This is a genomic window from Erwinia aphidicola, assembly GCF_014773485.1.
Taxonomy (GTDB): Bacteria; Pseudomonadota; Gammaproteobacteria; order Enterobacterales; family Enterobacteriaceae; genus Erwinia; species Erwinia aphidicola.
Map to the genome: position 1 here is coordinate 115335 of NZ_JACXBP010000004.1, position 26469 is coordinate 141803.

Annotated in this window: 26 protein-coding genes; 8 read left to right on the top strand and 18 right to left on the bottom strand. The window is 58.3% G+C overall.

What is annotated here, in order from left to right:
• Position 1: 1 nt before the first annotated feature.
• A complete protein-coding gene (locus tag ID864_RS10650; RefSeq protein WP_048914501.1) occupies positions 2-880 on the bottom strand; it encodes a U32 family peptidase in 879 nt (292 codons plus the stop codon).
• Positions 881-889: 9 nt separating this feature from the next.
• A complete protein-coding gene (gene ubiU, locus ID864_RS10655; RefSeq protein ID WP_191149815.1) occupies positions 890-1885 on the bottom strand; it encodes a ubiquinone anaerobic biosynthesis protein UbiU in 996 nt (331 codons plus the stop codon).
• A 208-nt stretch (positions 1886-2093) separates the two neighbouring features.
• Between ubiU and ubiT the strand changes: the two genes are divergently transcribed.
• Both ubiT and ID864_RS10665 read left to right on the top strand, forming a co-directional pair.
• Positions 2094-2618: a ubiquinone anaerobic biosynthesis accessory factor UbiT gene (gene ubiT, locus ID864_RS10660; protein ID WP_048914526.1), complete on the top strand. Its 525-nt coding sequence runs from the start codon at positions 2094-2096 to the stop codon at positions 2616-2618.
• Complete coding sequence (locus tag ID864_RS10665) at positions 2612-3115, top strand: GNAT family N-acetyltransferase (protein ID WP_048914503.1); 504 nt, start codon at positions 2612-2614, stop codon at positions 3113-3115. Before ubiT ends, ID864_RS10665 begins: the two co-directional genes overlap by 7 nt.
• Here the strand turns inward: ID864_RS10665 and ID864_RS10670 are convergent.
• Positions 3102-3407: a GIY-YIG nuclease family protein gene (locus tag ID864_RS10670; RefSeq protein WP_048914504.1), complete on the bottom strand. Its 306-nt coding sequence runs from the start codon at positions 3405-3407 to the stop codon at positions 3102-3104. The genes ID864_RS10665 and ID864_RS10670 overlap by 14 nt on opposite strands.
• A gap of 102 nt (positions 3408-3509) precedes the next feature.
• Positions 3510-4031 carry a type 1 glutamine amidotransferase domain-containing protein gene (locus ID864_RS10675; RefSeq protein ID WP_048914505.1) on the bottom strand — a complete coding sequence of 174 codons (522 nt, stop codon included), beginning with the start codon at positions 4029-4031 and terminating at the stop codon, positions 3510-3512.
• 177 nt (positions 4032-4208) lie between these two features.
• Here ID864_RS10675 and ID864_RS10680 point away from each other — a divergent pair, with 177 nt between their 5' ends.
• A complete protein-coding gene (locus tag ID864_RS10680) occupies positions 4209-4607 on the top strand; it encodes a DUF350 domain-containing protein (RefSeq protein WP_048914506.1) in 399 nt (132 codons plus the stop codon).
• Here the strand turns inward: ID864_RS10680 and nrdG are convergent.
• From nrdG to ID864_RS10695, 3 genes are all read right to left on the bottom strand, one after another.
• Positions 4604-5074, bottom strand: a complete 471-nt coding sequence (nrdG, locus tag ID864_RS10685) for an anaerobic ribonucleoside-triphosphate reductase-activating protein (RefSeq protein WP_187497324.1) — start codon at positions 5072-5074, stop codon at positions 4604-4606. The two genes, ID864_RS10680 and nrdG, sit on opposite strands and share 4 nt — an antisense overlap.
• Positions 5071-7209, bottom strand: a complete 2139-nt coding sequence (gene nrdD / locus ID864_RS10690) for an anaerobic ribonucleoside-triphosphate reductase (protein WP_048914508.1) — start codon at positions 7207-7209, stop codon at positions 5071-5073. Before nrdD ends, nrdG begins: the two co-directional genes overlap by 4 nt.
• Positions 7210-7380: 171 nt before the next feature.
• Positions 7381-8547, bottom strand: a complete 1167-nt coding sequence (locus ID864_RS10695; protein WP_099754284.1) for a YbfB/YjiJ family MFS transporter — start codon at positions 8545-8547, stop codon at positions 7381-7383.
• A gap of 215 nt (positions 8548-8762) precedes the next feature.
• Between ID864_RS10695 and ID864_RS10700 the strand changes: the two genes are divergently transcribed.
• Both ID864_RS10700 and ID864_RS10705 read left to right on the top strand, forming a co-directional pair.
• Positions 8763-10589 (top strand): FAD/NAD(P)-binding protein, encoded by a 1827-nt coding sequence (locus tag ID864_RS10700; protein WP_191149816.1) that lies wholly within the window; start codon positions 8763-8765, stop codon positions 10587-10589.
• Between the two features lie 148 nt (positions 10590-10737).
• A complete protein-coding gene (locus ID864_RS10705) occupies positions 10738-13296 on the top strand; it encodes a DEAD/DEAH box helicase (protein WP_191149817.1) in 2559 nt (852 codons plus the stop codon).
• A 39-nt stretch (positions 13297-13335) separates the two neighbouring features.
• Here ID864_RS10705 and sstT read toward each other — a convergent pair whose 3' ends face one another.
• Positions 13336-14574, bottom strand: coding sequence for a serine/threonine transporter SstT (gene sstT, locus ID864_RS10710; RefSeq protein ID WP_048914512.1), 1239 nt, complete (start codon positions 14572-14574; stop codon positions 13336-13338).
• A gap of 229 nt (positions 14575-14803) precedes the next feature.
• On the bottom strand, positions 14804-15832 hold the full coding sequence (epmB, locus tag ID864_RS10715; protein ID WP_048914513.1) for an EF-P beta-lysylation protein EpmB: 1029 nt from the start codon (positions 15830-15832) through the stop codon (positions 14804-14806).
• Positions 15833-15873: 41 nt separating this feature from the next.
• Here epmB and efp point away from each other — a divergent pair, with 41 nt between their 5' ends.
• Together efp and ID864_RS10725 are read left to right on the top strand one after the other, a co-directional pair.
• Positions 15874-16440, top strand: a complete 567-nt coding sequence (gene efp / locus ID864_RS10720; RefSeq protein ID WP_048914514.1) for an elongation factor P — start codon at positions 15874-15876, stop codon at positions 16438-16440.
• Positions 16441-16579: 139 nt separating this feature from the next.
• Entirely contained in the window at positions 16580-16711 is a 132-nt protein-coding gene (locus ID864_RS10725; RefSeq protein ID WP_048914515.1) for an entericidin A/B family lipoprotein, read from the top strand.
• A gap of 36 nt (positions 16712-16747) precedes the next feature.
• Here the strand turns inward: ID864_RS10725 and ID864_RS10730 are convergent, their stop codons facing one another.
• The 5 genes from ID864_RS10730 to frdA all read right to left on the bottom strand — a co-directional run bounded on the left by ID864_RS10730 (position 16748) and on the right by frdA (position 20840).
• Complete coding sequence (locus ID864_RS10730; RefSeq protein ID WP_048914516.1) at positions 16748-17272, bottom strand: lipocalin family protein; 525 nt, start codon at positions 17270-17272, stop codon at positions 16748-16750.
• A 278-nt stretch (positions 17273-17550) separates the two neighbouring features.
• On the bottom strand, positions 17551-17907 hold the full coding sequence (gene frdD / locus ID864_RS10735) for a fumarate reductase subunit FrdD (RefSeq protein ID WP_048914517.1): 357 nt from the start codon (positions 17905-17907) through the stop codon (positions 17551-17553).
• 9 nt (positions 17908-17916) lie between these two features.
• Positions 17917-18312, bottom strand: a complete 396-nt coding sequence (frdC, locus tag ID864_RS10740; protein WP_048914518.1) for a fumarate reductase subunit FrdC — start codon at positions 18310-18312, stop codon at positions 17917-17919.
• Positions 18313-18322: 10 nt separating this feature from the next.
• Entirely contained in the window at positions 18323-19057 is a 735-nt protein-coding gene (locus ID864_RS10745; protein WP_048914519.1) for a succinate dehydrogenase/fumarate reductase iron-sulfur subunit, read from the bottom strand.
• Entirely contained in the window at positions 19050-20840 is a 1791-nt protein-coding gene (gene frdA, locus ID864_RS10750) for a fumarate reductase (quinol) flavoprotein subunit (RefSeq protein ID WP_191149818.1), read from the bottom strand. The genes ID864_RS10745 and frdA overlap by 8 nt, the downstream gene beginning before the upstream one ends.
• A 252-nt stretch (positions 20841-21092) precedes the next feature.
• Here frdA and epmA point away from each other — a divergent pair, with 252 nt between their 5' ends.
• Positions 21093-22070, top strand: a complete 978-nt coding sequence (epmA, locus tag ID864_RS10755) for an elongation factor P--(R)-beta-lysine ligase (protein WP_099754289.1) — start codon at positions 21093-21095, stop codon at positions 22068-22070.
• A gap of 19 nt (positions 22071-22089) precedes the next feature.
• Here the strand turns inward: epmA and aroQ are convergent, their stop codons facing one another.
• From aroQ to ID864_RS10775, 4 genes are read right to left on the bottom strand one after another with little or no spacing between them, the layout of a single operon-like run.
• The gene (gene aroQ / locus ID864_RS10760; RefSeq protein WP_048914522.1) at positions 22090-22533 is read right to left on the bottom strand and encodes a type II 3-dehydroquinate dehydratase; all 444 of its coding nucleotides are present in this window, start codon (positions 22531-22533) and stop codon (positions 22090-22092) included.
• Positions 22533-23369 carry an amidohydrolase family protein gene (locus ID864_RS10765; RefSeq protein WP_048914523.1) on the bottom strand — a complete coding sequence of 279 codons (837 nt, stop codon included), beginning with the start codon at positions 23367-23369 and terminating at the stop codon, positions 22533-22535. The genes aroQ and ID864_RS10765 overlap by 1 nt, the downstream gene beginning before the upstream one ends.
• Entirely contained in the window at positions 23369-24628 is a 1260-nt protein-coding gene (locus tag ID864_RS10770; protein ID WP_048914524.1) for a gallate dioxygenase, read from the bottom strand. Before ID864_RS10770 ends, ID864_RS10765 begins: the two co-directional genes overlap by 1 nt.
• A 17-nt stretch (positions 24629-24645) precedes the next feature.
• Positions 24646-26025, bottom strand: coding sequence for an MFS transporter (locus tag ID864_RS10775; protein WP_048914525.1), 1380 nt, complete (start codon positions 26023-26025; stop codon positions 24646-24648).
• Positions 26026-26469: the final 444 nt, after the last annotated feature.

Sequence of the window (26469 nt, forward strand, 5' to 3'; positions counted from 1 at the left end):
GTTACTCCACCAACTCTAGCCCCGCCACCCGCTGCCAGTAGCCGTTGCAGTCGGCCGATCGCGCCAGGCTCAGCGGCTGCCTGCCGGTTTCATTGGCGCGAAAGCGCTCGATCATTGCCAGCGTGTCATCTCCCTGCGGCGACAGGCGCACAATATCCACCAGCCCCTGCATCGACAGCAGATCGTTACCCAGGTTGTAGCAGTAGCCGCTCATGGTCTGAATACCGTTCAGCACAAACACCGGCTGATCTTCCTGGGTGCGCACCTGGCGCCCGTGCGGGTAGTCAATACAGCATGTCTGGCACTCGTCCTTACTGCGGTTTTCAGCGCGGGCGCTAAAACAGCGGGCAGAGTACGCCAGTGGCAGATAGCCATAGCTCAGCACCTCGACTTCAAACTGGTGGCGGATCCCCAGTTCGTCGCACTGCACCAGCAGCTGCGCCAGCCAGTCTCGCGACAGCTCGACCGGCATGCACCAGCGCATCATGCCCATTTTCAGCAGCAGCTGCAGCGTCACCGCGTTATAGATATTCAGCGCAGGACCGGCAACAAAGGGCACGCCCGCGTCACAGGCCAGGGTAACGGCGCCGACGTCGTTCGCCTCAATCAGAAACTCGCCGTTATCCACATAGCGCTTCAGCTCGGTTAACTCGGAAGGTGACTGCACCAGCGCCAGGGTGCTGAGCACCACCTGCTTGCCAGCGGCGGCCAGATCTTTTGCCAGCGCCAGCCAGTCGGCTGCTTTAGTACTGCGGCGCTTGCTGCATACCGATTCGCCAAGGTAGATAATCTCGGCCTCACTGTGCGCTGCGGCCTGGTAAAACGCCTGCAGCGTCTCTTTAGGCCAGTACCACAACACCGGCCCGAGGGAATATTTCATACCGTTCTCCTACTGCCACTGGCGGTGATAAGCGCCAAGGGTCGTTTGCGTGCCTTCGCTCAGCGCACTGAGTGCTGTCATCCACTGCGGCTGCGGTGCGTAATTGGCCGGGTCGGCTTTGCAGCGGTCAATGGCCTGGCGCCAGATGCGCGTCACCTGTTCAACGTATGCCGGGCTGCGCTGGCGACCTTCAATTTTTACCGAGGCAATATTGGCCGCCAGCAGCGCCGGCAGCAGCGCAAGGGTGTTCAGGCTGGTGGGCTCTTCCAGCGCGTGATAAGGCGTTTCTGCCACCTTGTAGCGCCCTTTGCACAGCGTAGGATAGCCCGCGTTTTCACCCGCACCATAACGGTCGATCAGCACCTCATTCAGGCGCGACTCCAGCCCGGCAGGCGTCTGCTGCCAGCGTACAAAGCGCGCAGGGGAGCAGGCGCCAACGGTATTCGGTGACTCGCCGGTGAGATAAGAGGAGAGATAGCAGCGCCCCTCGGCCATGATGCACAGGCTGCCAAAGGCAAATACTTCCAGCGCAACCTCCGTGTCGCGTGCCAGCTGGCGCACCTGATGCATCGATAGCACGCGCGGTAATACCACGCGTGCCACATCGAAGTTACGCTGGTAAAAGCGCAACGCGGCGGCATTGGTCGCGGAAGCCTGCACGGAAACGTGACGCTCAATATGGGGATATCGCTCGGCGGCATACGCCAGCATGGCGATATCTGCCAGGATTAAAGCATCGGCTCCGGCGTGGGCGGCCATATCCACAGCGCGCTGCCAGCGGTTGAAACCGTCAGGATGGGCAAAGGTATTAATGGCGACGTGCAGCTTACGCCTGCGCTGATGCACATAATTTGCCGCTTCCTGCAGGCGTTTATCGCTGAAGTTCAGTCCGGCAAAATGACGGGCATTGGTTTCATCTTTCAGACCGATGTAAACCGCATCAGCGCCGTTTTCAATGGCAGCCTTCAGCGCCGGAAGGTTTCCGGCCGGGCAGAGAAGTTCCATGTAATCGAATCCAACTTATCAGTAGAATCGATGAGTTTAGAGAGGAAGGCTGCGACAAATTTTGATTTAAGGCAGCTATTGGCGTATTGATGGGGTTCGATTCTCTGGATAAAACCCCTATAGTTCGCGCACTTTGTTGATCCAGCCGTCTGACGCGTTTTGCCAGTATGGCAAAATAGCCGAAATTTATTCGTAAGGAGTGATAATGGTGTTGAACCCGCTACGCACCCACTGTGTCCGTAAGGGGCCGCAATTGTTGCGTTTCCCGCTGCGGTTTACCCCGTTCGCATTGAAGAAGCCGCTGCTGCAGTCGCTGTTACGCTGGCAGTTTCAACAGGCACTGGCAGAAGGTGAGCTAGACTTTCTTGAGGGGCGCTGGTTAGGGATTGAGGTCACTGACCTCGGGCTGCGTTGGTCAGTCACGCTGGAACAGGGGCGACTGCAGGTAGCCGATCGGGAAACGGCAGATGTCTGGTTTCGTGCTGAAGCCAACGATCTGTTGTTAATCGCCGCCCGCAGGGTGGATCCCGATACGCTGTTTTTCCAGCGTCGCCTGAATATCGAAGGAGATACCGAGCTGGGTCTGGAAGTGAAAAACCTGATGGATGCGGTTGATCTTGAATCCATGCCGACGCCGTTGCGCATCGGACTTATGCAACTGGCTGATTTTGTTGAAGCCGGACTGAACGAGGGCGCGATTTCCCCGGCGGGTCGCGTAGGTGCAACATGTTAATTCGTACTGAAATTGGAGTGGATGCTGCCAGCATCGACAGCCTGCTGCGTCGCTGTTTTCCCACCTCAGCGGAAGCTGAACTGGTGCAGCAGCTGCGTGAAGATGGCTTGTTAACGCTCGGCGTTGTCGCCACCGATGATGAAGGCCAGGTTCTGGGCTATGCGGCCTTCAGCCCGGTAACGCTGGCTGAAGAGGATCGTCAGTGGGTGGGGCTGGCACCGCTGGCGGTGGATGAGAGCGTGCGTAAGCAGGGGCTGGGCAAGCAGCTGATTTACGAAGGGCTGGATACGCTGAATGAGTTTGGCTATGCCGCGGTGGTGGTGCTGGGCGACCCGGCATACTACGGGCGTTATGGCTTTGAACCGGCAGCGCGTTACGGCCTGCACAGCAGATGGCAGGAGAGCGAAGCGGCGTTTCAGGTCTATAAGCTGGCGGAGGATGCGTTCAGCGGTACAGAAGGGCGCATCGAATATTCGGCGCCGTTTAATCGCCTCTGAGCGTGTTAAGCCATAAAATCAATGACACGGGCTGGTGCTCCACCAGCCTGATTTTTTCCTGCCGCTTTAACTGCTTTACCTGATACTCCAGCTTCGACGCCAGCGAACGGTCCCCGGCTTCGCAGTGAAACATCAGCTCAAGCGGACCCTTGCCGCGCAAGGCTTTCGCCCCTTTGCCGCACTGATGCTGGGCGAAGCGCCGCTGCACGTCATTGGTGATCCCGGTATAGAGCATGCCGCTGGCGGTGCGCAGGATATAGAGCCGCCAGTCGCCGGATGCCGCAGAGTTCATAGGCTGTCTCAGGTAGAAAATCTGCGCGTACTTTAGCGCAGATCGCCCGCGTGTGGGAGTAGCGGCAAAGCGATGGCGGGCCAGCCGCAGCTGGCCAGCGGATTAGAGTGCGTTGAGAATACGCAGTGATTCACGATTGAAGGCAGGCAGGTCGTCCGGCGTGCGGCTGGTGACCAGTCGCTCATTGTCGACTACCACCTCTTTATCATAGAAGTCAGCACCGGCATTTTTCAGATCGATAACGATCGCTTTCACTGTGGTCATCTGGCGCCCGCGTACGGCATTGGCGCTGATCAGCAGCTGAGGTCCGTGGCAGATAGCAAACACCGGTCGGCCCAGCGCCACAAACTCTTTAGTAAAGGCGACGAAACGGTCATCACCGCGCAGCGTATCCGGGGAGTGACCGCCGGGGAGCAGCAGGGCGTCAAAATCCGCCGGCTGAACGTCATCGATAGATTTGTCTATCTTCACTTTGGCATCACCCTGTTTGCCGGTGATGGTTTTACCTGCTTCGGTATCAATGGTAATGACCTCGTGACCCGCATCTTGATACGCCTTGGCCGGGGAGGTGAACTCCGAATCTTCAAATTCATCGGTAATTAACACTGCAATCTTCTTGCTCATATTTTCTCCTGTGAACTTGAGTTGTTGATAGAAATAAGTGTGGTTCACATATGCAGAAAATCAACCAGGTCGATTCCGAATGGCATTAAAGGTAAAGAAGACGCAGGCGGCTGGCGTTTGTGAATAGCGCACTTTATGATAATTCTTTGGCGCACCTCCATAAATCAGGACGACTCTATGGCTACCTTGTATTTGATCCTTGCTTTCGGCTCCTATTTTCTCACCAGCATCGCGATGGTGCTGGTATTTCTGTTTATCTACACGCGAATTACGCCACATAACGAATGGCGGCTAATTAAAGAGAATAATCTGGCGGCAACCTGGGGGTTTATCGGTGCGCTGCTGGGCTATATTATTCCGCTTGCCAGCGTAGCGATTAACTCCATTAATCTGGTCGATTATCTGGTGTGGGGCGCCGTGGCGCTGGTGATCCAGCTCATCGTCTTTACCGCCGTGCGCCTGTTTATGCGCGATATCAGTCAACGTATCGAAGACAACAGCGTGGCGGCCGGGTTATTCCTGGGTGGTGTCTCTACCGGCGTCGGTATCCTGAACGCGGCCTGTATGACCTATTAATCTGCCCGCAGTTGATGAACAACCTGGTTGCTGCTGCCGCGCCACAGCAGCGCCGGGTCTTTCAGTGCCTGAATAAATTTACCGTCAATCAGCACATTGACCAGCGCCACCACCCGCTGCTGCTGAGCGCTCAGCTCGTCCAGCCGATAGCCGGTCCACAGCCAGATATCTTTTCCCGCGCATTCGCGCCTGACGCGCAGCAGCAGCCGCCCGACATCCGCCAGGTTCGCCGGGTGCAGCGGATCGCCGCCGGACAGCGACAGCCCCTGCCGCGGTATGCGCGTATCGTTAAGGTCGGCGATCAGCTGCTCTTCCATCTGCAGAGTAAACGGCACGCCGGAATTCAGCCGCCAGGTGCTTTGGTTATAGCAGCCCGGGCACTGATGCACGCAGCCGGAAACGAACAGCGTGCAGCGCGTGCCGGGGCCGTTAACGATATCCACCGGATAATACTGATGGATATTCATCCGGGCTGGCCCTGGCGCAGGTGTTTTACCCGGCGCTTAACCTCTTCCTGCTTGCCCGCATTGAACGGCCTGGCGTCCGGGCTGCCGAGATAGCCGCACACCCGGCGCGTAACGGACACCCGCGTGCTGTCGTGATTGCCGCAGTTCGGGCAGGTGAAGCCTTTGCTGGTGCAGGCGAACTCACCCGTAAAGCCGCACTCGTAGCATTCATCAATCGGGGTGTTGGTGCCGTAATAGGGCACGCGGCTGTAGCTGTAATCCCAGACGTCCTCCAGTGCCTTCAGGTTATGCTGGATATTCGGGTACTCGCCGTAGCAGATAAAACCGCCGTTGGCGATCGGCGGATAGCCCGCTTCAAAGTCGATTTTGTCGTACGGATTAACCTTTTTCTCAACGTCGAGGTGGAAGCTGTTGGTGTAGTAACCTTTGTCGGTGACGCCCGGCACCACGCCAAATTCGGCGGCGTCGAGGCGGCAGAAGCGGTCGCACAGGTTTTCGCTCGGCGTGCTGTACAGGCTGAAGCCGTAGTCGGTCTCCTCCTTCCACTGATCCACGGCAGCACGCAGGCGGGCGACAATCTCCAGCCCTTTGGCGCGCAGTGCCGCATCGTCGTAGGGATGAATTGCCGCGCCGCTCAGCGCGTTTAGCGTTTCGTGAATGCCGATGTAGCCCAGCGAGATCGAAGCCCGGCCGTGCTTAAAGATAGCCGCCACCGGCTCATCGGCCTGCAGGCGCACCCCGCAGGCGCCCTCCATATAGAGGATTGGCGCAACCCGCGCTTTCACGTTCTCCAGCCGCGCAATGCGCGTCATCAGCGCCTTCTTCGCCAGCAGCAGGCGCCTGTCCAGCAGCGCCCAGAAGCGTGTCTCATCGCCACCCGCTTCCAGGGCAATGCGCGGCAGGTTGAGGCTAATCACGCCAATATTATTGCGCCCCTCGTGGATCTGTTCCCCGTTCTCCTGATACACGCCGAGGAAGCTGCGGCAGCCCATTGGCGTTTTAAACGAACCGGTGACCTGCACCACCTGGTCATAATTGAGGATATCGGGGTACATGCGTTTACTGGCGCACTCCAGCGCCAGCTGTTTGATATCGTAATTTGGCTCGCCGCGACGGTGGTTCAGCCCGGCTTTGATGGCGAACACCAGCTTGGGAAACACGGCAGTTTTGTGATTTTTACCCAGCCCGGCGATGCGGTTACGCAGGATCGACTGCTGGATCAGGCGCGCTGCCCAGCTGGTGCCGAGGCCGAAGCCGAAGGTGACAAACGGCGTCTGGCCGTTGGCGGTGTGCAGCGTATTGACCTCATACTCCAGCGACTGAAAGGCGTCGTAGCACTCTTTTTCGGTGCGCGCGCGGGCATAGGCTTCGGCGTCGGCAATCTGCCATTCGTCGGCGGTGGCGCGGTGTTTTGCCAGGCTGGCATCCACGAACGGCGCCAGCACTTCATCAATACGGTTAATGGTGGTGCCCCCGTAAATATGGCTGGCGACCTGGGCGATGATCTGCGCGGTGACGGCGGTGGCGGTGGAGATCGACTTAGGCGGTTCGATCTCGGCGTTACCCATTTTGAAGCCGTGCGTCAGCATGCCCCGCAGGTCGATCAGCATGCAGTTAAACATCGGGAAAAACGGCGAGTAGTCGAGATCGTGATAGTGGATCTCGCCGCGCTCATGGGCGCTGACCACATCACGCGGCAGCATATGCTGACGGGCGTAGTGTTTGGCGACGATCCCGGCCAGCAGATCGCGCTGAGTGGGGATCACCTTGCTATCCTTATTGGCATTTTCATTGAGTAGCGCCGGATTACTCTGTTCGATCAGCCCGCGGATCTCATGGTTAAGGCGCCCGCGCAGTTCACGCGCAACATCGCGGTCGTGGCGATACTCAATATAGCTGCGCGCCAGCTGTGGGTAACGTCCGGCCATCAGCTGGTTTTCCACCGCCTGCTGCACTTCGGCAATATCCACCTGCGGGCGCTGCATCAGCTGGTGGCTAATCAACCTGGCGACGGAAGTACAGTAATCTTCATCGTTTATCTGTGCTGCCTGCGCGGCCGCGTGGATCGCCGCCGCAATGCGTGCCGGATCGAAATTTACCCGACATCCGTCGCGTTTAATCACCTGAGTTGCCACTGCGCTTCCCCTATATGTAGTTTTTCAGGGCTATAGTAAGCGCTATATGTAGTGTTTTCTCGTGGAATATTGGCCGTTTTATTGATTTGCCACAAGGAACCCGTCGGCAGCGATTCTCCTCTGCGAGAGAGCCAAACCCCTGGTTTCGAGCTCCACTGGCCAACCTTAAACTCAGATCGCCGTTGAGCGCTTCAGGCAAAACAGCGCGGCAATAAACAGCGCACCCGCACCGGCGATAATCGATATTTTCAACGGGTCGCCCTGACCCTGCAGCAGTCCCGTCATCAGCGGTCCGCACACCTGGCCAATGCCATAGGTAAAGGTCACCAGCGCCATCAGATTGATGCCGGCAGGGACCGGCAGTTTTTTCGCCAGCGGCATTACCAGCGCGGTGGTGCCCATAAAGGTGAATCCAAAGCCGAGGCAGCAGAGGATCAGCAGCAGCGGTGAGTGGCCGTTCAGCGACAGCAGCACGCAGATGGCCTGCAAAATCAGATTGAAAATCAGTGACAGGGTGATGCCAAAGCGGTGCTCCATCAGCAGCCAGAAAAAACAGCCGGGGATAATCGCCAGCCCGACCAGCGACCACAGATGCTGTGAAATAACACTATTTGCAAGCTGGTGCGAGATCAGCGGCAGGAAGGTGGCGACAATGATGTAGCCGAACCCGGCCAGGCCATAAACGATTGCCAGCTGCCACCAGCCCACCACGCTGCTTTTGCGTCTCGGTCTCTGTTGAGATTCAGGGGTGAAGGCGATGGCGGTGGGGGATAAAATCACCAGCAGCACCAGCAGGATCAGGCCGATTACGCCCGCGCCAAGCCACAGCGAGGCGGCATGCAGCTGTAGCGCAATCCCGAAATTGACGTACTCATTGCCCAGCAGAATGCCAACGCCAACGCCGGAAAATAGCGAAGCGGTCACCCAATGATTATTCGTGTGGTGCAGGACGGTGACTGAGCCAAAAATCATCAATGCGGCACTGGCCAGCCCCGCCAGAAAGCGCACCACCAGCGCGATATTAACCCGGTCCACCCCTGCCATCGCGAAGAGCAGCACGACGGAAAGCACGGAAAAAATAAATACCATATTTTGCGAGCGCGGGCGGTGGAAGCCGCTCCATGAAAATAGCAGGCTGCCCACCAGGTAGCCTCCGTAGTTAGCGCTTGCCAGCCACGCCAGCTGGGGAAAAGTGAATATTTTCTCCTCCAGCATTTTGGGCAGCATCGGCGTATATAAGAAACGGCTGATGCCAACGCCCAGAGCCAGCAGCAGCACGCCATAAGCGGCGGTGCGGATATTGCTACGATTAAGCCGTTCTTTATCGCTATGCGGCATGAATAATATTCCTTTTATCCATATTGATAGCGAGGAAGGTTAGCATGCGGCGCAATGATAAATACATCACCTTAAGTGTCTTCAGGACGCTATTTCTTTAATTCGCCTGAATGGTTAATTTTAGCCTTTTTTGATATTTCATACGGCACGTTGAGCGCAGAATAATCTCAGCTGCTGTTATTTAATTAAAAAAAGCCAGTCACGGGGATCATATTATGAGTAAAATAAGTATCGCTATTATCGGCGCCGGTTCGAGAGGTCTTAGCCTGCTGGAGAGAATCGTCACGCTTTATCCTGAGTACAGTCCCAACCAGAAAATGGAAATATGGCTGATTGATAAAAACGAAGCGGGATTTGGCGTGCACCTGCCGAACCAGCCCGACTACTTTCTGACTAACACCGTCGCCTGTCAAATCACCCTGTTTGGTGACGATAGCGTCACCGCCCCCGGGAGTATACGTGAGGGCCCGAACTTATATCAGTGGGCGCGTGACCAGGGTTATAAAAAATCAGGGCAGTTGTACTCCAGACGCCCTCAGGGGGAAGAGATTTCGCCTGACGACTATCTCCCGCGAGCGCTATTAGGGGAATATCTTCACTCAGTCTATTTACGTATTTTGCACAACCTCCCGCCAGGTATTACGGTGAATGTGATTCGTGGTTTTGCGGTTCAGGTCAGTTCGTTTTCAAACCATACGATTAAGATTAAGTTAGATAATGATTTCAAAATAAAGGCCAACTACCTTTTTCTCGCGACCGGCCACGGTGAAAACAGGTCGACGGAAGACGATCTCAGTATTCAACGCTTCGTTTCGGGCAACCTGCATAAAAATAAATTACTGCGCTATATTCGGCGCCCCTACGAGCTGCGTAAATATAGTCATATTGCCGGGGGCAGCAATGTGATGATCGGCGGAATGGGTTTAACCACTTACGACATTATTGCCAGACTGACCGTCGGCTGCGGGGGGCGATTCTGCGATGCCGGTCATCGTCTGATTTATCACCCATCCGGTGATGAACCGCAGATCTACATTTATTCCCGCCAGTCGCTGCCTGCAGGCAGCCGTGGCGTGAATCAGAAGGGGGTCAGCGGGCGCTATCTGGCGCATTTTTTCACCCTCGATGCCATCGATCGCTTACGCCAGCGGACAGCGCAGGGAAAAATCGACTTTGTTGCCGACCTGCTACCGCTGCTGATCAAAGAAATGTGCTACGTCTACAGCTGCGTCGAGCGGGGTGAATGGACGCAGGCTCGGGATTATCAGGCCGGTGCGGCTGAACGTGAGGCAATCAATCAGCTCTTCTATCCGCATCAGGGGTTAACCTTTTCGACCCTTGAAGAGTGGCGGGCATGGTTTAAAGAGCTGCTGATAAAGGATATTGCTGACGCTGAAAAAGGCAACGTTGACGGCGCATTAAAGGCCGCTGCTGATGTCATCAGGGACACGCGCGATATTCTGCGTTATGCCATCAACCACGGTGGGCTGACGCCACAGTCGCACCGTCAGTTTCTGAGTGAGTTCTGCCCGATATTCAACCGTATTGCGGTGGGGCCGCCCTTAAGACGGAATCAGGAGTTACTGGCGCTGATTGAGAGCGGCGTGGTAGCGCTGGCGGGTGGGCCCGCAGCCCGATTAGTCTGCCGGTCGGAAAGCGGCCATTTTGCCCTGCACACCTCTTTTGTACAGGAAGAGAGCGTGACGCTGGCTGATATCCTGATTAAAGCCCGTATAGCGACATTTTCACCCGCCAGCGACAGCTCCAGGCTCTACCATAATCTGCTGGCTGAGGGGGTGATCAGGCCCTATGACAACGACGGATTTCCCGCGGGCGGGATAGATATCGACAGGCAGCACCACGTCATCAGCCGTAAGAAAATCAGTCAGAAGAACATCTATGCCCTGGGCACGCCGGTGGAAGGGCCGAACTACTTCACTTATGTGCTGCCGCGCCCGGCAGTGAACTCAACGGCACTGCAGGAAGCCGCGCTTTGTGTCGTCGACATGTATCAAAATATCCGTAAACACGCGGGCAGCTGATTCGACCTGCAGCCCATCACGCTGCTGCGATATTTTTTGCCGTCCTGAAGTGCCATGGCGGTTGCATTAAACCCTGAGGAGTTACTACTATTGTCGGTTGCTGTAGAGCGAACCCCATTCCGCTCTGGTTACTCAGGGATACTGCCCGATGTCGTCCGTCGCTTATAACGAAAAACAGGTCATTCGCTGGCTCGGTGCGCGAACCGTTGCGCGCGCGCGCGATTTGATCGCCAGCGTACAAAATATAGCGTGGCAGAATACCCTGTTGACCGGCGAAGTACCGGGGCGCAAAGCGGAACCTTTCAGCGTGATGGTGCACTTCAGCCGCCCGCAGGGCAGGCTGCATGCCAGCGGCGAGTGCAGCTGCGCGGTGAAAAATAACTGCAAGCACGTGGCGGCGCTGATGCTGGCCAACCTGCAACCGCGCCAGCCGAAGGTCGCGGTGGCGCTTGAGACGATACAGGCCGAGCCGGTGCCGGTCCTGCAGCTGGAGTCACGCGCCAAATTTATCAGCGGTTATGGCCACTACGGGCATCGCCAGAAGCGCCTCGACTTCGCCGCGGTCAGCTTTGACTACGCCGGAGTAAGGGTGGAGGCCAATAGCCGGGCCGAGAGTTTCGCCGACCGCACAGGCCAGCGCTTTCACGTTCAGCGCCAGGCTGAAGAGGAGCAGTCGTGGCTGGCGCAGATCGCCAGCATCGGGCTGCGGACTATTCCTGCAGGCCATATCTACACGCCGGCGCCGCTGCCGCCAGCGATCTTCGCACCGGAATCTCCCGGCCTGTGGCGCGACTTTATCAAAAAAGGCCTGCCGGCCCTGCGCAGGCGCGGCTGGCGCGTCAGTATGGACGACGATTTCACCTGGAATATCACCGAGGTGGAAGCGATAGAAGGGCGCGCCGTACAGGGTGATGATGGCTGGTTCGATCTGGAGCTGGCCATGAAAATCGGCCGCCGTCGCGTGCGGCTGGAACCGCTGCTGGCACGCTTGTTTGCCGCCGATCGTCGCTGGATGTCCGGCAATCTCAGCCTGATCCCCGACGATGAGCAGATTGAGCTGCGCGACGAGCGCAACCAGCGCCTGCTGTTCCGCGCCGCACAGCTGAAACCGCTGGTCGGCAATCTGATCGATCTGTTTGACAGTGAAAGCCCACAGCCGCTGAGATTAGCCGCATGGGATGTCGGCCGCCTTAGCCAGGCCGATGACCGCAGCCGCTGGATATTTGACGGCGACAACGCGGTGCACCAACTTGCGGAGCGCCTCAACGGCAATACGGGGGTACAGCCGGTGGCTCCCCCTGCCGGGCTTCGGGCCACGCTGCGCGACTATCAGCAGCAGGGCGTTAACTGGATGCAGTTCCTGCGTCAGCACCAGCTGGCTGGGGTACTGGCGGATGATATGGGGTTAGGTAAAACCATTCAGACGCTGGCGCACCTGCTGGTGGAGAAAGAAGCGGGGCGGCTCGACCGCCCTGCGCTGATCGTGGTGCCGACCACGCTGGTGCACAACTGGTGCTGCGAAGCCGCGCGTTTCGCCCCCGATCTGCGCGTGCTGGCGCTGACCGGCCCGCAGCGCAAAGAGTTTTACCACAGCATTGAACAGTATGACGTGGTGATCACTACCTACTCGCTGCTGTGGCGCGACCAGCCGCAGCTGGTGGCGCATTACTACCACCTGCTGATCCTTGATGAGGCGCAGTACGTGAAAAACAGCGCCTCGCGCGCTGCCTCGGTGATCCGCATGCTGAAAACCCGTCACCGCCTGTGCCTGACCGGTACTCCGCTGGAAAACCACCTCGGCGAGCTGTGGTCGCAGTTTGACTTCCTGCTGCCCGGTTTTCTCGGCAGCGAACGTGACTTTACCCAGCACTGGCGTATTCCGGTGGAGCGCAACGGCGACAAGGTGCGGCGCGAGCTGCTGGCGAAGCGCGTGCGGCCATTTATGCTGCGCCGCCGTAAGCAGGAGGTGGCGAAAGAGCTGCCGCCGAAAAACACCATTGTGCGCAGCGTGGCGCTCGACGGCGCCCAGCGCGAATTGTATGACCAGGTGAAATCGGCAATGCAGGACCGCGTGCAGCTGGCGGTGCAGCAGCAGGGCGCGGGGCGCAGCCATCTGCTGGTGCTGGATGCGCTGCTCAAGCTGCGCCAGATCTGCTGCGATCCGCGCCTGCTGGCCGACCCGCGCGCCGGGAAGGTCAAGCACTCGGCCAAGCTGGCGCTGCTGCGTGAGATGCTGCACGATCTGCTGGCGGAAGATCGCCGGATTCTGATCTTCTCGCAGTTCACCACCATGCTGGCGATCATCGCGGAAGAGCTGACTAAAGCTCGCATCCCGTTTGTCACCCTCACCGGCAGCACCCGCGATCGCTCTGCGCCGGTCGAACGCTTCCAAAACGGCGAAGTGCCGGTGTTTCTGATTAGCCTTAAGGCGGGCGGCGTGGGTCTGAACCTGACGGCGGCGGATACCGTGATCCACTACGATCCCTGGTGGAACCCGGCGGCAGAAAATCAGGCCACCGATCGCGCGTACCGCTTAGGTCAGGATAAACCGGTATTTGTCTATAAGCTGATCGCTGCCGATACCATAGAAGAGAAGATTGTGGCGCTGCAGCAGCAGAAAGCCGATCTGGCGGGGGAGATCCTTGATGACGAGCTGAGCGAACCCAGCCAGTTTAGCCCGGACGATTTAACCGCGCTTTTCTCATAAATAAGTCGGGGTCAGGCAGGCCTGACCCCTCACTCAATCTTACGCGTTCTGCCCGATGCGGCGCTCGTCGGCCATGCAGGCCGCGGCGGTAAACAGAATGTCCGCCGAAGAGTTCAGCGCGGTTTCCGCTGAGTCCTGCAATACGCCGATAATAAAGCCGACCGCCACCACCTGCATCGCCACCTCATTGGGTATGCCAAACATATTACAGGCCACCGGGATCAGCAGCAGCGAGCCGCCCGCCACGCCGGATGCGCCGCAGGCGCAAATCGAGGCCACCAGGCTCAGCAGAATAGCCGTGGCCACATCCACCTGAATCCCCAGCGTATGCACCGCCGCCAGCGTCAGCACGGTGATGGTGATCGACGCGCCGGCCATGCTGATATTGGCACCGATCGGAATCGAGACCGAATAGGTGTCTTCATCCAGGCCCAGCTTTTTCGCCAGTGCCATATTCACCGGAATATTGGCGGCCGAACTGCGGGTAAAGAACGCGGTCACGCCGCTTTCACGCAGGCAGGTAAAGACCAGCGGATACGGATTACGGCGGATCTGCCACCACACCAGCAGCGGGTTGAACACCAGCGCCATCAGCAGCATACAGCCGATCAGCAGCCCCAGCAGGCTGGCATAATCCCACAGCGCATCGAAGCCGGTAGAGGCGAGGATCGAACCGACCAGCCCGAAAATGCCGATCGGCGCAAAGCGGATCACAATACGCACCAGGCGGGTGACTGCATCGGATGCATCGTTGAGGAAAGTGCGGGTGCTCTCGCTGCTGTGGCGGAAGGCAAAGCCAAGGCCGATCGCCCACACCAGAATGCCGATGTAGTTGGCGTTCATCAGCGCGCTAATCGGGTTCGACACCATGCTCATTAGCAGGCCGTGCAGCACTTCAAGGATGCCGGAAGGCGGCACGATCTCGCTGCTGGCCGCGCGCAGCGTCAGGTTCTGCGGCAGCAGATGGCTGGCAACCACCGCGACAACGGCAGCGCAGAAGGTGCTGAGCAGATAGAGGATAACGATCGGGCGGATATTGGTCTTCTGCCCCTGCTGGTGGTTTGCTATCGAGGAGATCACCAACACCAGCACCAGCAGGGGGGCCACGGCTTTCAGCGCGCTGACAAACAGCTCGCCGAGCAGGCCAACCGCCAGCGCATGACTTTTCGAGAACCAGGCCAGGGCAATCCCGGCCAGCAGTCCAATCATAATTTGTGTTACCAGGCTGCCCTGAATCAGGCGCTGTATCAGCCCGCGTCCGCTGTTTTCTGTCCGCATAATTTTAAATCGCTATTGTTATCGGTGTGTCTGGGAGTTTGCGAGGGGCAGTATAAGGAAATGTTCTGACAGGGGAAGGGAAAAATCAGGTTTTGTCACCTGCGGGCCAGGCATCGGCCCGGGCTGACCACCTGGGTAACAGTGATAAATGGCATAGCGGGGGGCGCACTATGCCGGCACTGCGGTGGTTTCAATACCAGCTACCTGAGTATCTGCTCCCCCCGGTCAATCACTCCTGACGCAGCTGCAAATCGAGCGGCGTTTTGCTCGGCTCACCGCCAATCTCGCGCGCCAGCTTCGGCACCATATAGCCTGATACCATGCTCAGCAGCTGGCGCATGATGGCGCGTGCTTCATCGTCGGAGACATAAAAGTGCGCGGCGCCCTGCACTTTATCCAGCACGTGCAGGTAATAAGGCAGGATCCCGGCGTCAAACAGCGCATTGCTCAGCTGCGCAAGGGCGGGGGCATTATCGTTAACGCCGCGCAGCAGCACGCTCTGATTGAGCAGCGTTACCCCGGCACGTTTCAGCATGCGCATGCCGTGGCGCAAATCGTCGTCAATCTCCTGCGCGTGGTTAATGTGCGTGACCATCAGCGTTTGCAGACGCGACTGCGCCAGCCGCTGGCACAGCGCTTCGGTAATGCGTTTCGGGATCACCACCGGCAGGCGGCTGTGAATGCGCAGGCGCTTCAGATGCGGGATCTGCTCCAGTTCGCCGATCAGCCAGTTCAGTTCATGATCCTTCGCCATCAGCGGATCGCCGCCGGAGAAAATAATCTCATCCAGTTCTGGCTGTTGTCGGATATACTCCAGGGCCTGCTGCCAGTTGCGTTTGTTGCCCTGGTTGTCCGAGTAAGGAAAATGGCGGCGGAAGCAGTAACGGCAATTGACGGCGCAGCCGCCTTTGACCAGCAACAGCGCACGATTACGATATTTATGTAACAGACCCGGCACCACGCTGCTCTGCTCATCGAGCGGATCGGTACTGTAGCCCGGTGCATCGACAAACTCCTGCTTTGAGGTGATCACCTGTAGCAGCAGCGGATCCTGCGGATCGCCTTTGCGCATACGTGCCGCAAAGGCGCGCGGGACGCGCAGGGCGAAAAGACGCCGTGCGTCATGGCCTGAAACCAGTTCAGGGTGATGTTGCAACGCTAAAAGTTGCAGTAATTCATCCGGATCAGTGATTACATCAGCAAGTTGATGCAACCAATCTTCTCGCACAGGGGGATTTAGGGTTACAATGTGTGCCATTTTTTTGGCTAAGTACCAGTTATAAATTGTAGAGGGCCTTCATGGCGACTTATTCTAGCAACGATTTCCGTCCCGGTCTTAAAATCATGTTCGAAGGCGAGCCTTATGCCATCGAATCAAGCGAGTTTGTTAAGCCGGGTAAAGGCCAGGCATTCGCACGCGTAAAAATGCGTCGTCTGCTGACCGGAAGCCGCGTTGAGAAAACTTTCAAATCTACCGACTCCGCTGAAGGCGCTGACGTAGTAGATACCAACCTGAACTACCTGTACAACGACGGCGAGTTCTTCCACTTTATGCACCCGGAAACCTTCGAACAGCACCCTGTTGAAGCGAAAACCGTTGGCGATGCGGCTAAATGGCTGCTGGACAATGCAGAGTGCATCGTGACCCTGTGGAACGGCAAACCTATCCAGGTTCTGCCACCGAACTTCGTTGAGCTGGAAATCACCGATACTGACCCAGGCCTGAAAGGCGACACGGCAGGTACCGGCGGCAAGCCAGCGACTCTCTCTACCGGTGCGGTAGTGAAAGTGCCCCTGTTTGTGCAGATTGGCGAAGTGATTAAAGTTGATACCCGTTCTGGCGAATACGTTTCCCGCGTAAAATAAGCCCGATCGAAGGGGCCTGGCATCGTCAGGCCCTTCTTACGTTTCCCCTCAATTTCTTTTATCCCGCAAAACATGCAGGTAGATAAATTACGGCTATGCTTATATCGCTGTGCTTATCTCTAATTAAAAGGAAATTGCTATGAAGAAAAGTATTGTTGCTGTTCTTTCTGTTCTGGTGCTCTCTTCGGTGCTGACGGCCTGTAACACCACGCGCGGCGTGGGTGAAGACGTTGAAGCCGGCGGTAAAGCTATTCAGAAAAGCACTAACTGATCAGTATGATGGGCCGGTGCCTGCGCACCGGCTTTGCTATTGCTGATTCACCCAGATCAGTTTATCCACGGCGAACCCTTCCTGACGTGCCTGTGATACCAGCTGTTCTTTTACCTGCGGCGCCAGCTGCGGCGTGCGCGACAGGATCCACAGATATTCCCGATTCGGCCCGCATACCAGCGCGTGCTGATAATCCTTATCCAGCGCAATCACGTTGTAGCCACCGTAGAACGGCCCGAAGAACGAGACTTTCAGCGCGGCCTGCTGCGGGGATCCGGTAAAGTACGCTTTGCCGATGCTCTCCTGCCACTTCTGCTTCTTAGGGTTGAAACCCCGGTTGACCACCTTGAGGCCACCGTCGTCACGCTTGCTGTAGGTCGCCGTCACGTGATCTAACCCACGTTCAAACGGATGGTTAAGGCGGGCGATCTCATACCAGCTGCCAAGATAGCGATCGGCGTCGAAGCCGGAGATCGGGGTGATCCCTTTGGGTGGGGTGGTGGTGCAGGCAACAGAGAGTAGCGCGGCGCCGCCGGCGGTGATCATTTTCCACAGTGACATAGGCCATTCCTTTTATAATGAATGGCCTGAGTATAGTCCCGATTTCCCCCGAAGCATCATCGTCGCGGTTTTAAACCCACAGCCAGCACGATGATCGTGTGGGATGAGCTCGGCCTGAGGTAAGCCGGACGTCACGCGGCAGGGATGCCGCGTGCCGAGGCCCGCAGGGAGCGTCTTTTGCCGTTCCGGCGTGCTCAGGCCGAGCTCAGCCGGATTACTGAACGTTTAGCAATGGAGATCTTTTCTAAAGATCCCTCTGTGAAATGCCCGGCCAGCTATTACACGGCAATCACCCCAATCACCGCGACTGCACTCAGCACGGCGGCAATGCCGTAGCACAGCAGTTTGCTGCGCGGAATGTGCACTTTCAGGTCGTGCAGGCTGTGGTGCAGGCGATGCAGGCTGCACCACAGCGGCAGCACAATCACCAGCAGCAGCAGCAGCCTGCCGCCGGGCGACTGCGCGAAGCCAACAATGCGCTGATAGCTGAATGCATCGGCTGAAGCCCAGCCCAGCGGCAGCAGCAGGCCGACCAGCAGCACCACTACCGGGCTGACCAGCGCGGCCCACATCCCCCCAGCACCAAACAGCCCCCAGAAAAGGGGTTCATCCGAACGTTGCGGTTGCGTTTTCATCTTCTCTCCTCAGGCGTTTAGCGCCACGCTCAGCACCACGGCGGTGATAACGATAAATGCTGCCCACAGCCCTTTAATCACCGGCTCCGGCGACAGCTTTTCCCCCTTAACGATAATAATCTGCGCCTTGGGGGCCAGATCGAACCAGGTTTTACTGTGCAGCAGCGCTGCCGCCAGCGTGACCAGGTTCAGCAGCAGCACGATGGGGTGCTGGAGGAAATCAACGAATCCCGCCCAGCTCTGCGGCCCGTTTTTCAGGGCAAACAGCCCGGCGATCAGCTCAATGCTGAACCACAGCGCCGGCAGCGCCGTGCCTTCACGCAGCATATAGAAACGGTAAAACGCCAGCGACTGCCACCAGCTGCCGCGCATCGGGCGAACATAAGCGTTACGTTTTGTGGTCATCACAGCCTCCTTAATGGGGTTTCAGCATGGCAATCAGGAAATCTTTACTGCTTTCAATTTTGCCCTGCTGGATGGCGGCGGCCGGATCGACGTGTTTCGGGCACACCTGCGAACAGAAGCCGACAAACGTACAGCTCCACACGCCGTTGGCGCCGTTGAGCTGCGGCATGCGCTCTGCCTTGCCCCGGTCGCGGCTGTCAAGGTTATAGCGGTGGGCGAGGGTGATGGCCGCCGGGCCAATAAATTCCGGGTTAAGACCAAACTGCGGGCAGGCGGCGTAGCACAGGCCGCAGTTGATGCAGCCGGAGAACTGGTGGTATTTCGCCATCTGCCCCGGCGTCTGCAGACCCGGGCCTTCACTGGCGCTGCGCGTATTGCCGATGATCCAGGGTTTGATCGCTTCCAGGCTCTCGATAAAGTGGGTCATATCGACCACCAGGTCACGCTCGATCGGGAAGTTCGCCAGCGGCTCAACCTTGATGCCATGAGGATAATCACGCAGGAAGGTTTTACAGGCCAGCTTCGGCACGCCGTTGACCATCATGCCACAGGAGCCGCAGATCGCCATGCGGCATGACCAGCGGTACGAAAGGTCAAAGGCGAGGTTATCTTTGATAAAGCCGAGCGCATCAAGCAGCGAGGTTTGCTCATCCCACGGCACGGTAAAGAACTCGTGGCGCGGCAGGCGGTCGGTTTCCGGGTTGTAGCGCAGAATTTCAATCTCACGCTGCCTGATGTCACTCATGGGCGGGCTCCTTGTTGGCTTTCTCCTCAGACGCCGCACCGTAAACGCGGGCGGCAGGCGGCAGGCGGGTGATGGCGACCGGCTGATAGCTCACCGTTGGCGCCCCCTGAGCGTTGAATGTGGTCAGGGTGTGGCACAGAAAGTGTTCGTCATCGCGGGTGGTGCAGCCTTCATCCAGCCGCTGGTGCGCACCTCTCGACTCTCTGCGCTGAATAGCCGAGTGCGCCATGCATTCGGCCACGTCCAGACCGTGCCCCAGCTCGACGGTGTAGAGCAGCTCAGTGTTAAATACGCTGGAGCTATCGGTCACGCGCACGTTGTTAAAGCGCTCTTTCAGCTCGGCCAGCTTGTCGATAGTTTTCTGCATCAGCTCGGTGGTGCGGTAGATACCGCAGCCCTCTTCCATCGCCATGCCCATCTCATCGCGCAGCTGCGCAAGGTTCTCGCCACCCTGCGGATTAACCCGCCCGTAAAGCCGCTTTTTGATGTCGCCGCTCTGGGCGCTCAGCGCGGCATCCTGCGCTTTATGCGGTTGCGAAGCACGCTGTGCGGCCTGCTCACCGGCCAGGCGGCCAAACACCACCAGCTCGGCCAGCGAGTTAGAACCCAGTCGATTGGCACCGTGTAACCCGACGGAAGAGCATTCACCGACGGCGTACAGCCCCTGAACGGGCGTTTCGCACTGCGCATTCGTCTCAATGCCGCCCATGGTGTAGTGTGCGGTCGGGCGCACCGGGATCGGCGCGACGATGGGGTCGACGCCGACATAGGCTTTGCTCAGCTCGCAGATAAACGGCAGCCGCTCGCGCAGCTTTTTCTCGCCGAGGTGGCGCAGGTCGAGATACACCACATCGCCGCGCGGCGTGGAAATGGTGCGGCCAGCACGCCACTCGTGCCAGAAAGCCTGTGAAACCTTATCGCGCGGGCCTAGCTCCATATATTTGTTTCTCGGTTCGCCGAGCGGCGTTTCCGGCCCCATGCCGTAATCCTGCAGGTAGCGGTAGCCGTCTTTATTGACCAGAATACCGCCTTCACCGCGACAGCCTTCGGTCATCAGGATGCCGGAACCCGGCAGGCCGGTTGGGTGATACTGCACAAACTCCATATCGCGCAGCGGCACGCCGTGGCGGAATGCCATAGCCATGCCGTCCCCGGTGACGATGCCGCCGTTGGTGTTGTAGCGGTAGACGCGGCCCGCCCCGCCGGTGGCGAGGATCACCGACTGAGCGCGCACTTCCAGCAGCGTGCCCTCCATCATATTCATCGCCACCAGACCGTGCGTCACGCCGTCATCCACCAGCAGGTCGAGAACGAAATGCTCATCCAGCCGCTGGATCTGCGGATATTTCAGCGAGGTCTGAAACAGGGTATGCAGCATATGGAAGCCGGTTTTATCAGCGGCAAACCAGGTGCGTTCGATCTTCATCCCGCCGAAGCGGCGCACGTTGATCGAACCATCTTCTTTGCGGCTCCACGGGCAGCCCCAAAGCTCCAGCTGCGCCATCTCCTGCGGACAGTGTTCAACAAAGTAGTCGACCACCGGCTGCTCGCACAGCCAGTCGCCGCCCGCTACGGTGTCGTGAAAGTGGGAATCTAAGCTGTCCTGCTGCTGGGTCACGGCGGCAGCCCCGCCCTCGGCGGCAACCGTGTGGCTGCGCATCGGATAGACTTTGGAAATCAGCGTAATCTTCAGTTTCGGGTTGGCTTCTGCGGCGGCGATTGCCGCCCGCAGTCCCGCTCCACCAGCGCCGACAATCACCAGATCGGTATTCAGGGTCTGCACGGTTTACTCCCCATTATGGATGTTTTTCAGGCTTACCAGAGAGATAGCGGCAGGCTTAGCCCGCCAGTCGTCGCCCAGTATAGGTGGGTTAAAAATGCGCTAATTTGATGTGTTCGGGCATTTGGGTGGGTTGCTGGCAAAAAGTCAGCGCAGGTGCCATAAAGGGAGATGAGGGTTTTATTTCGTGGTGAATTGTGTGTTGCTGCGGCGACAGGTAGACTTCCTCCCCCTGACTGACTTAGAGGTAGCAACATGAGCGAAACGTCCAGCTGGCAGCCAAGCGCACCCATCGCAAACTTATTAAAACGTGCGGCGATTATGGCTGAAATCCGGCGTTTCTTTGCCGATCGTGGCGTTCTGGAAGTGGAAACCCCGGCGATGAGCCAGGCGACGGTGACCGATGTCCACCTGTTCCCGTTCCAGACGCGCTTTGTCGGTCCGGGGGCGGCGGCAGGGGTGGATCTCTACCTGATGACCAGCCCGGAGTACCATATGAAGCGCCTGCTGGCGGCGGGAAGCGGCCCGATTTATCAGCTGTGCCGCAGCTTCCGCAATGAAGAGATGGGCCGTCACCACAACCCGGAATTCACCATGCTGGAGTGGTATCGTCCGCACTACGATATGTACCGCCTGATGAATGAGGTTGATGACCTGATGCAGCAGGTGCTGGAGTGCGCCCCGGCGGAAACCCTCTCTTACCAGCAGGCATTTATCCGCCATCTGGAGATTGACCCCCTGTCGGCGGATAAAGCGCAGCTGCGCGAAGTGGCGGAGAAGCTCGGCGCAGGCGATCTGGCCAACCGCGAGGAAGATCGCGATACCCTGCTGCAGCTGCTGTTTATGCTCGGCGTGGAGCCGGAGATCGGCAAAGAGAAACCCGCCTTTGTTTACCACTTCCCGGCGACCCAGGCGGCGCTGGCGGAGATCAGCACCGAAGATCACCGCGTGGCGGAGCGTTTTGAGGTCTACTTCAAGGGCATCGAGCTGGCGAACGGCTTCCGTGAATTGACCGACAGCCGCGAGCAGCGGTTGCGCTTTGAGCAGGATAACCGCAAGCGCGCCAAAGCCGGGCTACCGCAGCAGCCGATTGATACCAACCTGCTGGACGCCCTGGCGCACGGTATGCCGGATTGTTCCGGCGTGGCGCTGGGCGTCGATCGTATTGTGATGCTGGCGCTGAAGGCGGAAAAGCTGAGCGATGTGATCGCCTTTACCGTCGATCGTTGCTAAGCCAGGTTTCACCCTGGCGTCAGCTCTGCATCCCGATTGCCCGCGCCGCTTCCATCAACGCATAGCGGTAGCCGCGAATGCCGTAACCGCAGATCACGCCCTGCGCCACGTCTGACAGATACGAATGGTGACGGAATGGCTCACGCTTGTGCACGTTAGTGATATGCACCTCCCACAGCGGCAGCGCGACGGCGGTGACCGCATCGCGGATCGCCACCGAGGTGTGCGTCCACGCCGCGGGATTGATCACCAGCGCCTGCGCGTGCAGGCGCGCCTGCTGGATCCACTCAATCATCTCGCCTTCGTGGTTGGTCTGGCGAAACTCAATCGCCACGTCCAGCTCCCGGGCGCTGGCGCGACACAGCGCTTCAACGCTGGCGAGGGTATCAGAGCCGTAGGTTTCCGGTTCGCGGGTGCCCAGCAGGTTGAGGTTAGGGCCGTTCAGTACATAGATAGTTCTCATCATGACTCCTGTGATTCAGTAAAGCCAAACAGCCGCTTTGGCGTGTGCCACAGCACCTGACGGCGGCGTTTCTCGTCGGGGATCAGCTGTTCAATCAGCATCAATTGAGTGCCCATATCCATCCGCTCTCCTGCACGCAGAAACGGCCAGTCAGAGCCCCACATGCAGTTCTCCGCGCCAAACGCTTCCAGCAGCGCCAGCAGATAAGGGTGGCCATCTTTCCAGGGATAGTGCTGATGGGAAAACTTCGCCAGCCCGGAGAGCTTCACGCTGGTCCGCTGCTGGCCTGCCAGCGACAGCAGCGCCTGAAACGCGGGCTGCGCCAGCCCGGCGCTGACGTCCGGCCTGCCAGAGTGGTCAATCAGCAGGCGCGTGCGCGTGCGCGACAGCATCGGCATCAGCGCGGGCAGCTGATCGTTCTGCACCTGAATCTGGGCGAAGAGATCCAGCTCTGCCAGCCTGCCCATCAGGGCATCCAGCTGGACAAAGGGTTCAGTGCCCAGCATCGCCACGTTCAGCGCAATGCCGACAATTCCCTGCGCCTGCAGGCTGGCGAGCGTGTCGCTGTCCACGTCACGCGGCACCACCGCAATCCCCTTAAAACGCCCCGCGCCGCGCTTGATGGTATCCAGCAGGCAGCGGTTGTCAGTGTTGTAGCCTGAGGTCGGGCCGACAATCAGCGAGTGGCGAATGTGGTAAGCCTGCATCACCGCGCGGTAGTAATCCGGCGTCGCCAGCTCGTGGCCGTCAGGGTTATAGGCGCTCTCGGGCGCCCAGGGAAAATTCGCCGGATCAAACACGTGGTGATGACAGTCGATAACCGGTTGCGTCAACATCAGTCTGCTTTCCCCGCCACAGAGTAGAGGACCTGCTGATTGCGCGTCTGCTGGAACTGTTCCAGCGTCTCTCCGCGCATCGCCGAGTAGATATGCAGGTTCGAGACACCCACCACCGCGCCCAGTTTTTCCAGCAGGAAGAAGCTGACGCCGTAGTGGATCATGCCGCGCCAGTCGAGCTGATTGATCAGCGTCTGCTCTTCAGCGGTCAGCCCGGCCTCATCAAACAGCGCCTGCGGCGCTTCGCGGAAGCGCTTGCGCCACTCCGGCTGGATCATGCGGTGCAGGAAGCGATTGATGCGCAGGGCCTTCAGGCTGCGTGCCTGGGTGAACGGATAGGTGCCCGGCAGCTTTTCCACGCCGTTCATCTGCAGATTGATCTTATCGCGCTGGCGCTGATGCACATCGACCGGCGCCTCGCGCGACTGGTTTTCGAGGATCAGCGTGGCAATCCCGGTCATCGACGGCAGATAGTAGTCCTGATGCAGTTTCTCCACGTTGGCCGACAGCGCGCCGCGCATAATCAGCCACATAATCACTTCCGCCCCCTCCAGACCGCCCAGGGTGGCATATTCGGCGAGCGTAATCTCGGTCAGGCGCTCAGGGTCGTTAATCAGCAGGTCGATAAACTGCGCGTCCCACTCGGGATTATTAAACCCGCAGCGCTCGCCGTGCACCTGGTGCGACACGCCGCCGGTCGCCACCACGGCCACCTTTAAATCTTCCGGGAAGCTTTCAACCGCGCGTTTCAGCGCCTGGCCCAGCTTGTAACAGCGCCGCGCCGTGGGGATGGGGAACTGGAGCACCCCGACCGCCAGCGGGACGATCTGCATCGGCCAGCCACCCTGCCAGGGCGCCAGCGCCGACAGCGGCGAAAACAGGCCGTGATCCAGCGCTTTATCCTGGAAAAAGGACATATCGAACTCATCGGCCATCAGGCTGGCGCCAATATGCTGCGACAGGGCGGCATGACCACGCACCGGAGGCAGATCGCGCGCGCCGCCCCCTTCATCCGCAACGGCATACTGGTCGTCAATGCCCAGCACAAAGGCCGAATAGTGGTCGAAGAAGAATGAGGTGACGTGATCGTTGAACACGTACAGCAGCACGTCCGGTTTCTTCTCCTCCAGCCAGCGCTGCATCGGCGCAAAGCCGTCGAAAATGGGCGCCCAGGCGCCTTCCTGCTGCTTATTGTGATCGACCGCAAAGCCAATCGTAGGGGTGTGAGAAACGGCCAAACCGCCGATAATTTTTGCCATGAGTGGTGACCTCTGGTTTAACGGTTATTCAGGGTACGCGACAGGGACGGCAGGTCATTAAGGTCGATGCCTTTGACCTGACGGGACACCTGAGCGGGGTGATGTCGGGTGATTGAAAGCGCCGCTAATACAGCCGGGAGCGACAAAACGATAAAAATAGCGGTCTGCCCCGGGAACACGCCGAGCAGCACGCCGCCCAGGGAAGAGCTGATAATGGCCCCGCTGCGGCCGATGCCGTGCATCCAGCACACGCCGGTGGCGCGCATTTCGGTCGGGTAAAATGCCGGAGAAAATGCCTGCAGGCCGGTCTGCGCACCGTTGATGCACACCCCGGCAAGGAACACCAGCAGCGCCAGCAGCGACGGGCCAAAGCCCCAAATGCCCTGGGAGACGAGGCACAGGCTGCCCATCAGATAGAACAGCGCGATAACGTATTTCGCCTTAAAGCGGTCCATCAGCCCGCCGACCAGCAGTCCGCCAACCGTGCCGCCCAGCTGGAACAGACCGGCTACGATCGCCGCCCGCTCCAGCGTTACGCCGCCAGAACGCATAATGGTCGGCAGCCAGCCGTTCAGCAGATAGATGACGAACAGCCCCATAAAGTAGGTGAGCCACAGCACCAGCGTGCCGCCCGCATAGCCGCGGCTGAACAGCTGCAGCACCTGCGCTTTTTTCGGGATCAGCGGAGCATTGAGAATAAAGGCGGTGCCTGCGGAAAACTCGCCCCCCAGCCGCTGCAGCACGGCAGCGATCTTGTCGCGGCTAACCTTGCGCACCACCATATACATCGCCGATTCCGGCAGTAACCACACCAGCAGCGGCAGCATCAGCAGCGGCAGCAGGCCGCCCAAACCGAGCACGGACTGCCAGCCATAATGCGGCAGCATTCCGGCCGCGACAAACCCGCCCAGCCCCGAACCAATATTAAAACCGCTATACATCACGGTGATCATCAGGCTGCGGCGGCGCTCCGGCATATATTCTGATACCAGGGTCACGCAGTTGGGCATGACCGCACCCAGCCCGAGGCCGGTAAGAAAGCGCAGCGCGCCCATTTCCAGCGGGGTGCGGGCGAAGGCGCTCAGCAGACTGAAGCTGGAGAAGACGGCAATCGACAGCAGCAGGACGCGCTTGCGGCCAAATTTATCGGACCACGGGCCGGCAATCAGCGCGCCAAGCGCCACGCCAAACATGGCAGCACCCAAAATAGGCCCCATCTCTGCGTGGCTGATGCCCCAGTCCTCAATCAGCGCCGGAGCAATAAAACCCATCGCCGCCGCGTCGTAGCCATCAAACATGATGATGATGAAACACAGGGCGAGGGTCAGCCACTGGTATCCGGTGATCGGGCGGGAGTCGATCCAGCCTTTTACATCGATAATGTCGTGATTGCTCATAGGATACGCTCTGATTTTTTTATTGATAACGTCTACGGGTTAAGAATTTTCTCTGGCGTGACTCACCTTAAGGAATTCACTCTAACCCGATTACAGGGATAAGTATTATTATTTTTTGCTGTTAAAACAGTTTGTTACGAGTTTCATTGTTTTTACTTCCACTACCAACTTAGGGATAGCCCATAGATTTGTCTGCCATAAAATCGTTATGAGGGTATGAGTTTTGTTTATTTGGTGAGCTGTGTCGTAATTTTATCAATCGGGGGAAGCAGGCAACAAGGGCGGGAAACGCCTAAAGAGGAAGAATGTAAATCTGATTAAATAAATCCGCATCTGCTGACAATTATTGATAAACAGAGTGACTAAATAATAAAGCGTTGTAGAGCAATAAGATAATATTGCGCGTTGCGCAGGGCGGATAATAATGACGATTAAATTAATTAC

What these genes read in the sequence shown, in the direction of transcription:
- ID864_RS10650 (WP_048914501.1), bottom strand. Translation starts at nt 880, where the DNA reads ATGAAATATTCCCTCGGGCCGGTGTTGTGGTACTGGCCTAAAGAGACG.
- ubiU (WP_191149815.1), bottom strand. Translation starts at nt 1,885, where the DNA reads ATGGAACTTCTCTGCCCGGCCGGAAACCTTCCGGCGCTGAAGGCTGCC.
- ID864_RS10665 (WP_048914503.1), top strand. Translation starts at nt 2,612, where the DNA reads ATGTTAATTCGTACTGAAATTGGAGTGGATGCTGCCAGCATCGACAGC.
- ID864_RS10670 (WP_048914504.1), bottom strand. Translation starts at nt 3,407, where the DNA reads ATGAACTCTGCGGCATCCGGCGACTGGCGGCTCTATATCCTGCGCACC.
- ID864_RS10675 (WP_048914505.1), bottom strand. Translation starts at nt 4,031, where the DNA reads ATGAGCAAGAAGATTGCAGTGTTAATTACCGATGAATTTGAAGATTCG.
- ID864_RS10680 (WP_048914506.1), top strand. Translation starts at nt 4,209, where the DNA reads ATGGCTACCTTGTATTTGATCCTTGCTTTCGGCTCCTATTTTCTCACC.
- nrdG (WP_187497324.1), bottom strand. Translation starts at nt 5,074, where the DNA reads ATGAATATCCATCAGTATTATCCGGTGGATATCGTTAACGGCCCCGGC.
- ID864_RS10695 (WP_099754284.1), bottom strand. Translation starts at nt 8,547, where the DNA reads ATGCCGCATAGCGATAAAGAACGGCTTAATCGTAGCAATATCCGCACC.
- ID864_RS10700 (WP_191149816.1), top strand. Translation starts at nt 8,763, where the DNA reads ATGAGTAAAATAAGTATCGCTATTATCGGCGCCGGTTCGAGAGGTCTT.
- ID864_RS10705 (WP_191149817.1), top strand. Translation starts at nt 10,738, where the DNA reads ATGTCGTCCGTCGCTTATAACGAAAAACAGGTCATTCGCTGGCTCGGT.
- sstT (WP_048914512.1), bottom strand. Translation starts at nt 14,574, where the DNA reads ATGCGGACAGAAAACAGCGGACGCGGGCTGATACAGCGCCTGATTCAG.
- epmB (WP_048914513.1), bottom strand. Translation starts at nt 15,832, where the DNA reads ATGGCACACATTGTAACCCTAAATCCCCCTGTGCGAGAAGATTGGTTG.
- efp (WP_048914514.1), top strand. Translation starts at nt 15,874, where the DNA reads ATGGCGACTTATTCTAGCAACGATTTCCGTCCCGGTCTTAAAATCATG.
- ID864_RS10725 (WP_048914515.1), top strand. Translation starts at nt 16,580, where the DNA reads ATGAAGAAAAGTATTGTTGCTGTTCTTTCTGTTCTGGTGCTCTCTTCG.
- ID864_RS10730 (WP_048914516.1), bottom strand. Translation starts at nt 17,272, where the DNA reads ATGTCACTGTGGAAAATGATCACCGCCGGCGGCGCCGCGCTACTCTCT.
- frdD (WP_048914517.1), bottom strand. Translation starts at nt 17,907, where the DNA reads ATGAAAACGCAACCGCAACGTTCGGATGAACCCCTTTTCTGGGGGCTG.
- frdC (WP_048914518.1), bottom strand. Translation starts at nt 18,312, where the DNA reads ATGACCACAAAACGTAACGCTTATGTTCGCCCGATGCGCGGCAGCTGG.
- ID864_RS10745 (WP_048914519.1), bottom strand. Translation starts at nt 19,057, where the DNA reads ATGAGTGACATCAGGCAGCGTGAGATTGAAATTCTGCGCTACAACCCG.
- epmA (WP_099754289.1), top strand. Translation starts at nt 21,093, where the DNA reads ATGAGCGAAACGTCCAGCTGGCAGCCAAGCGCACCCATCGCAAACTTA.
- aroQ (WP_048914522.1), bottom strand. Translation starts at nt 22,533, where the DNA reads ATGAGAACTATCTATGTACTGAACGGCCCTAACCTCAACCTGCTGGGC.
- ID864_RS10765 (WP_048914523.1), bottom strand. Translation starts at nt 23,369, where the DNA reads ATGTTGACGCAACCGGTTATCGACTGTCATCACCACGTGTTTGATCCG.
- ID864_RS10770 (WP_048914524.1), bottom strand. Translation starts at nt 24,628, where the DNA reads ATGGCAAAAATTATCGGCGGTTTGGCCGTTTCTCACACCCCTACGATT.
- ID864_RS10775 (WP_048914525.1), bottom strand. Translation starts at nt 26,025, where the DNA reads ATGAGCAATCACGACATTATCGATGTAAAAGGCTGGATCGACTCCCGC.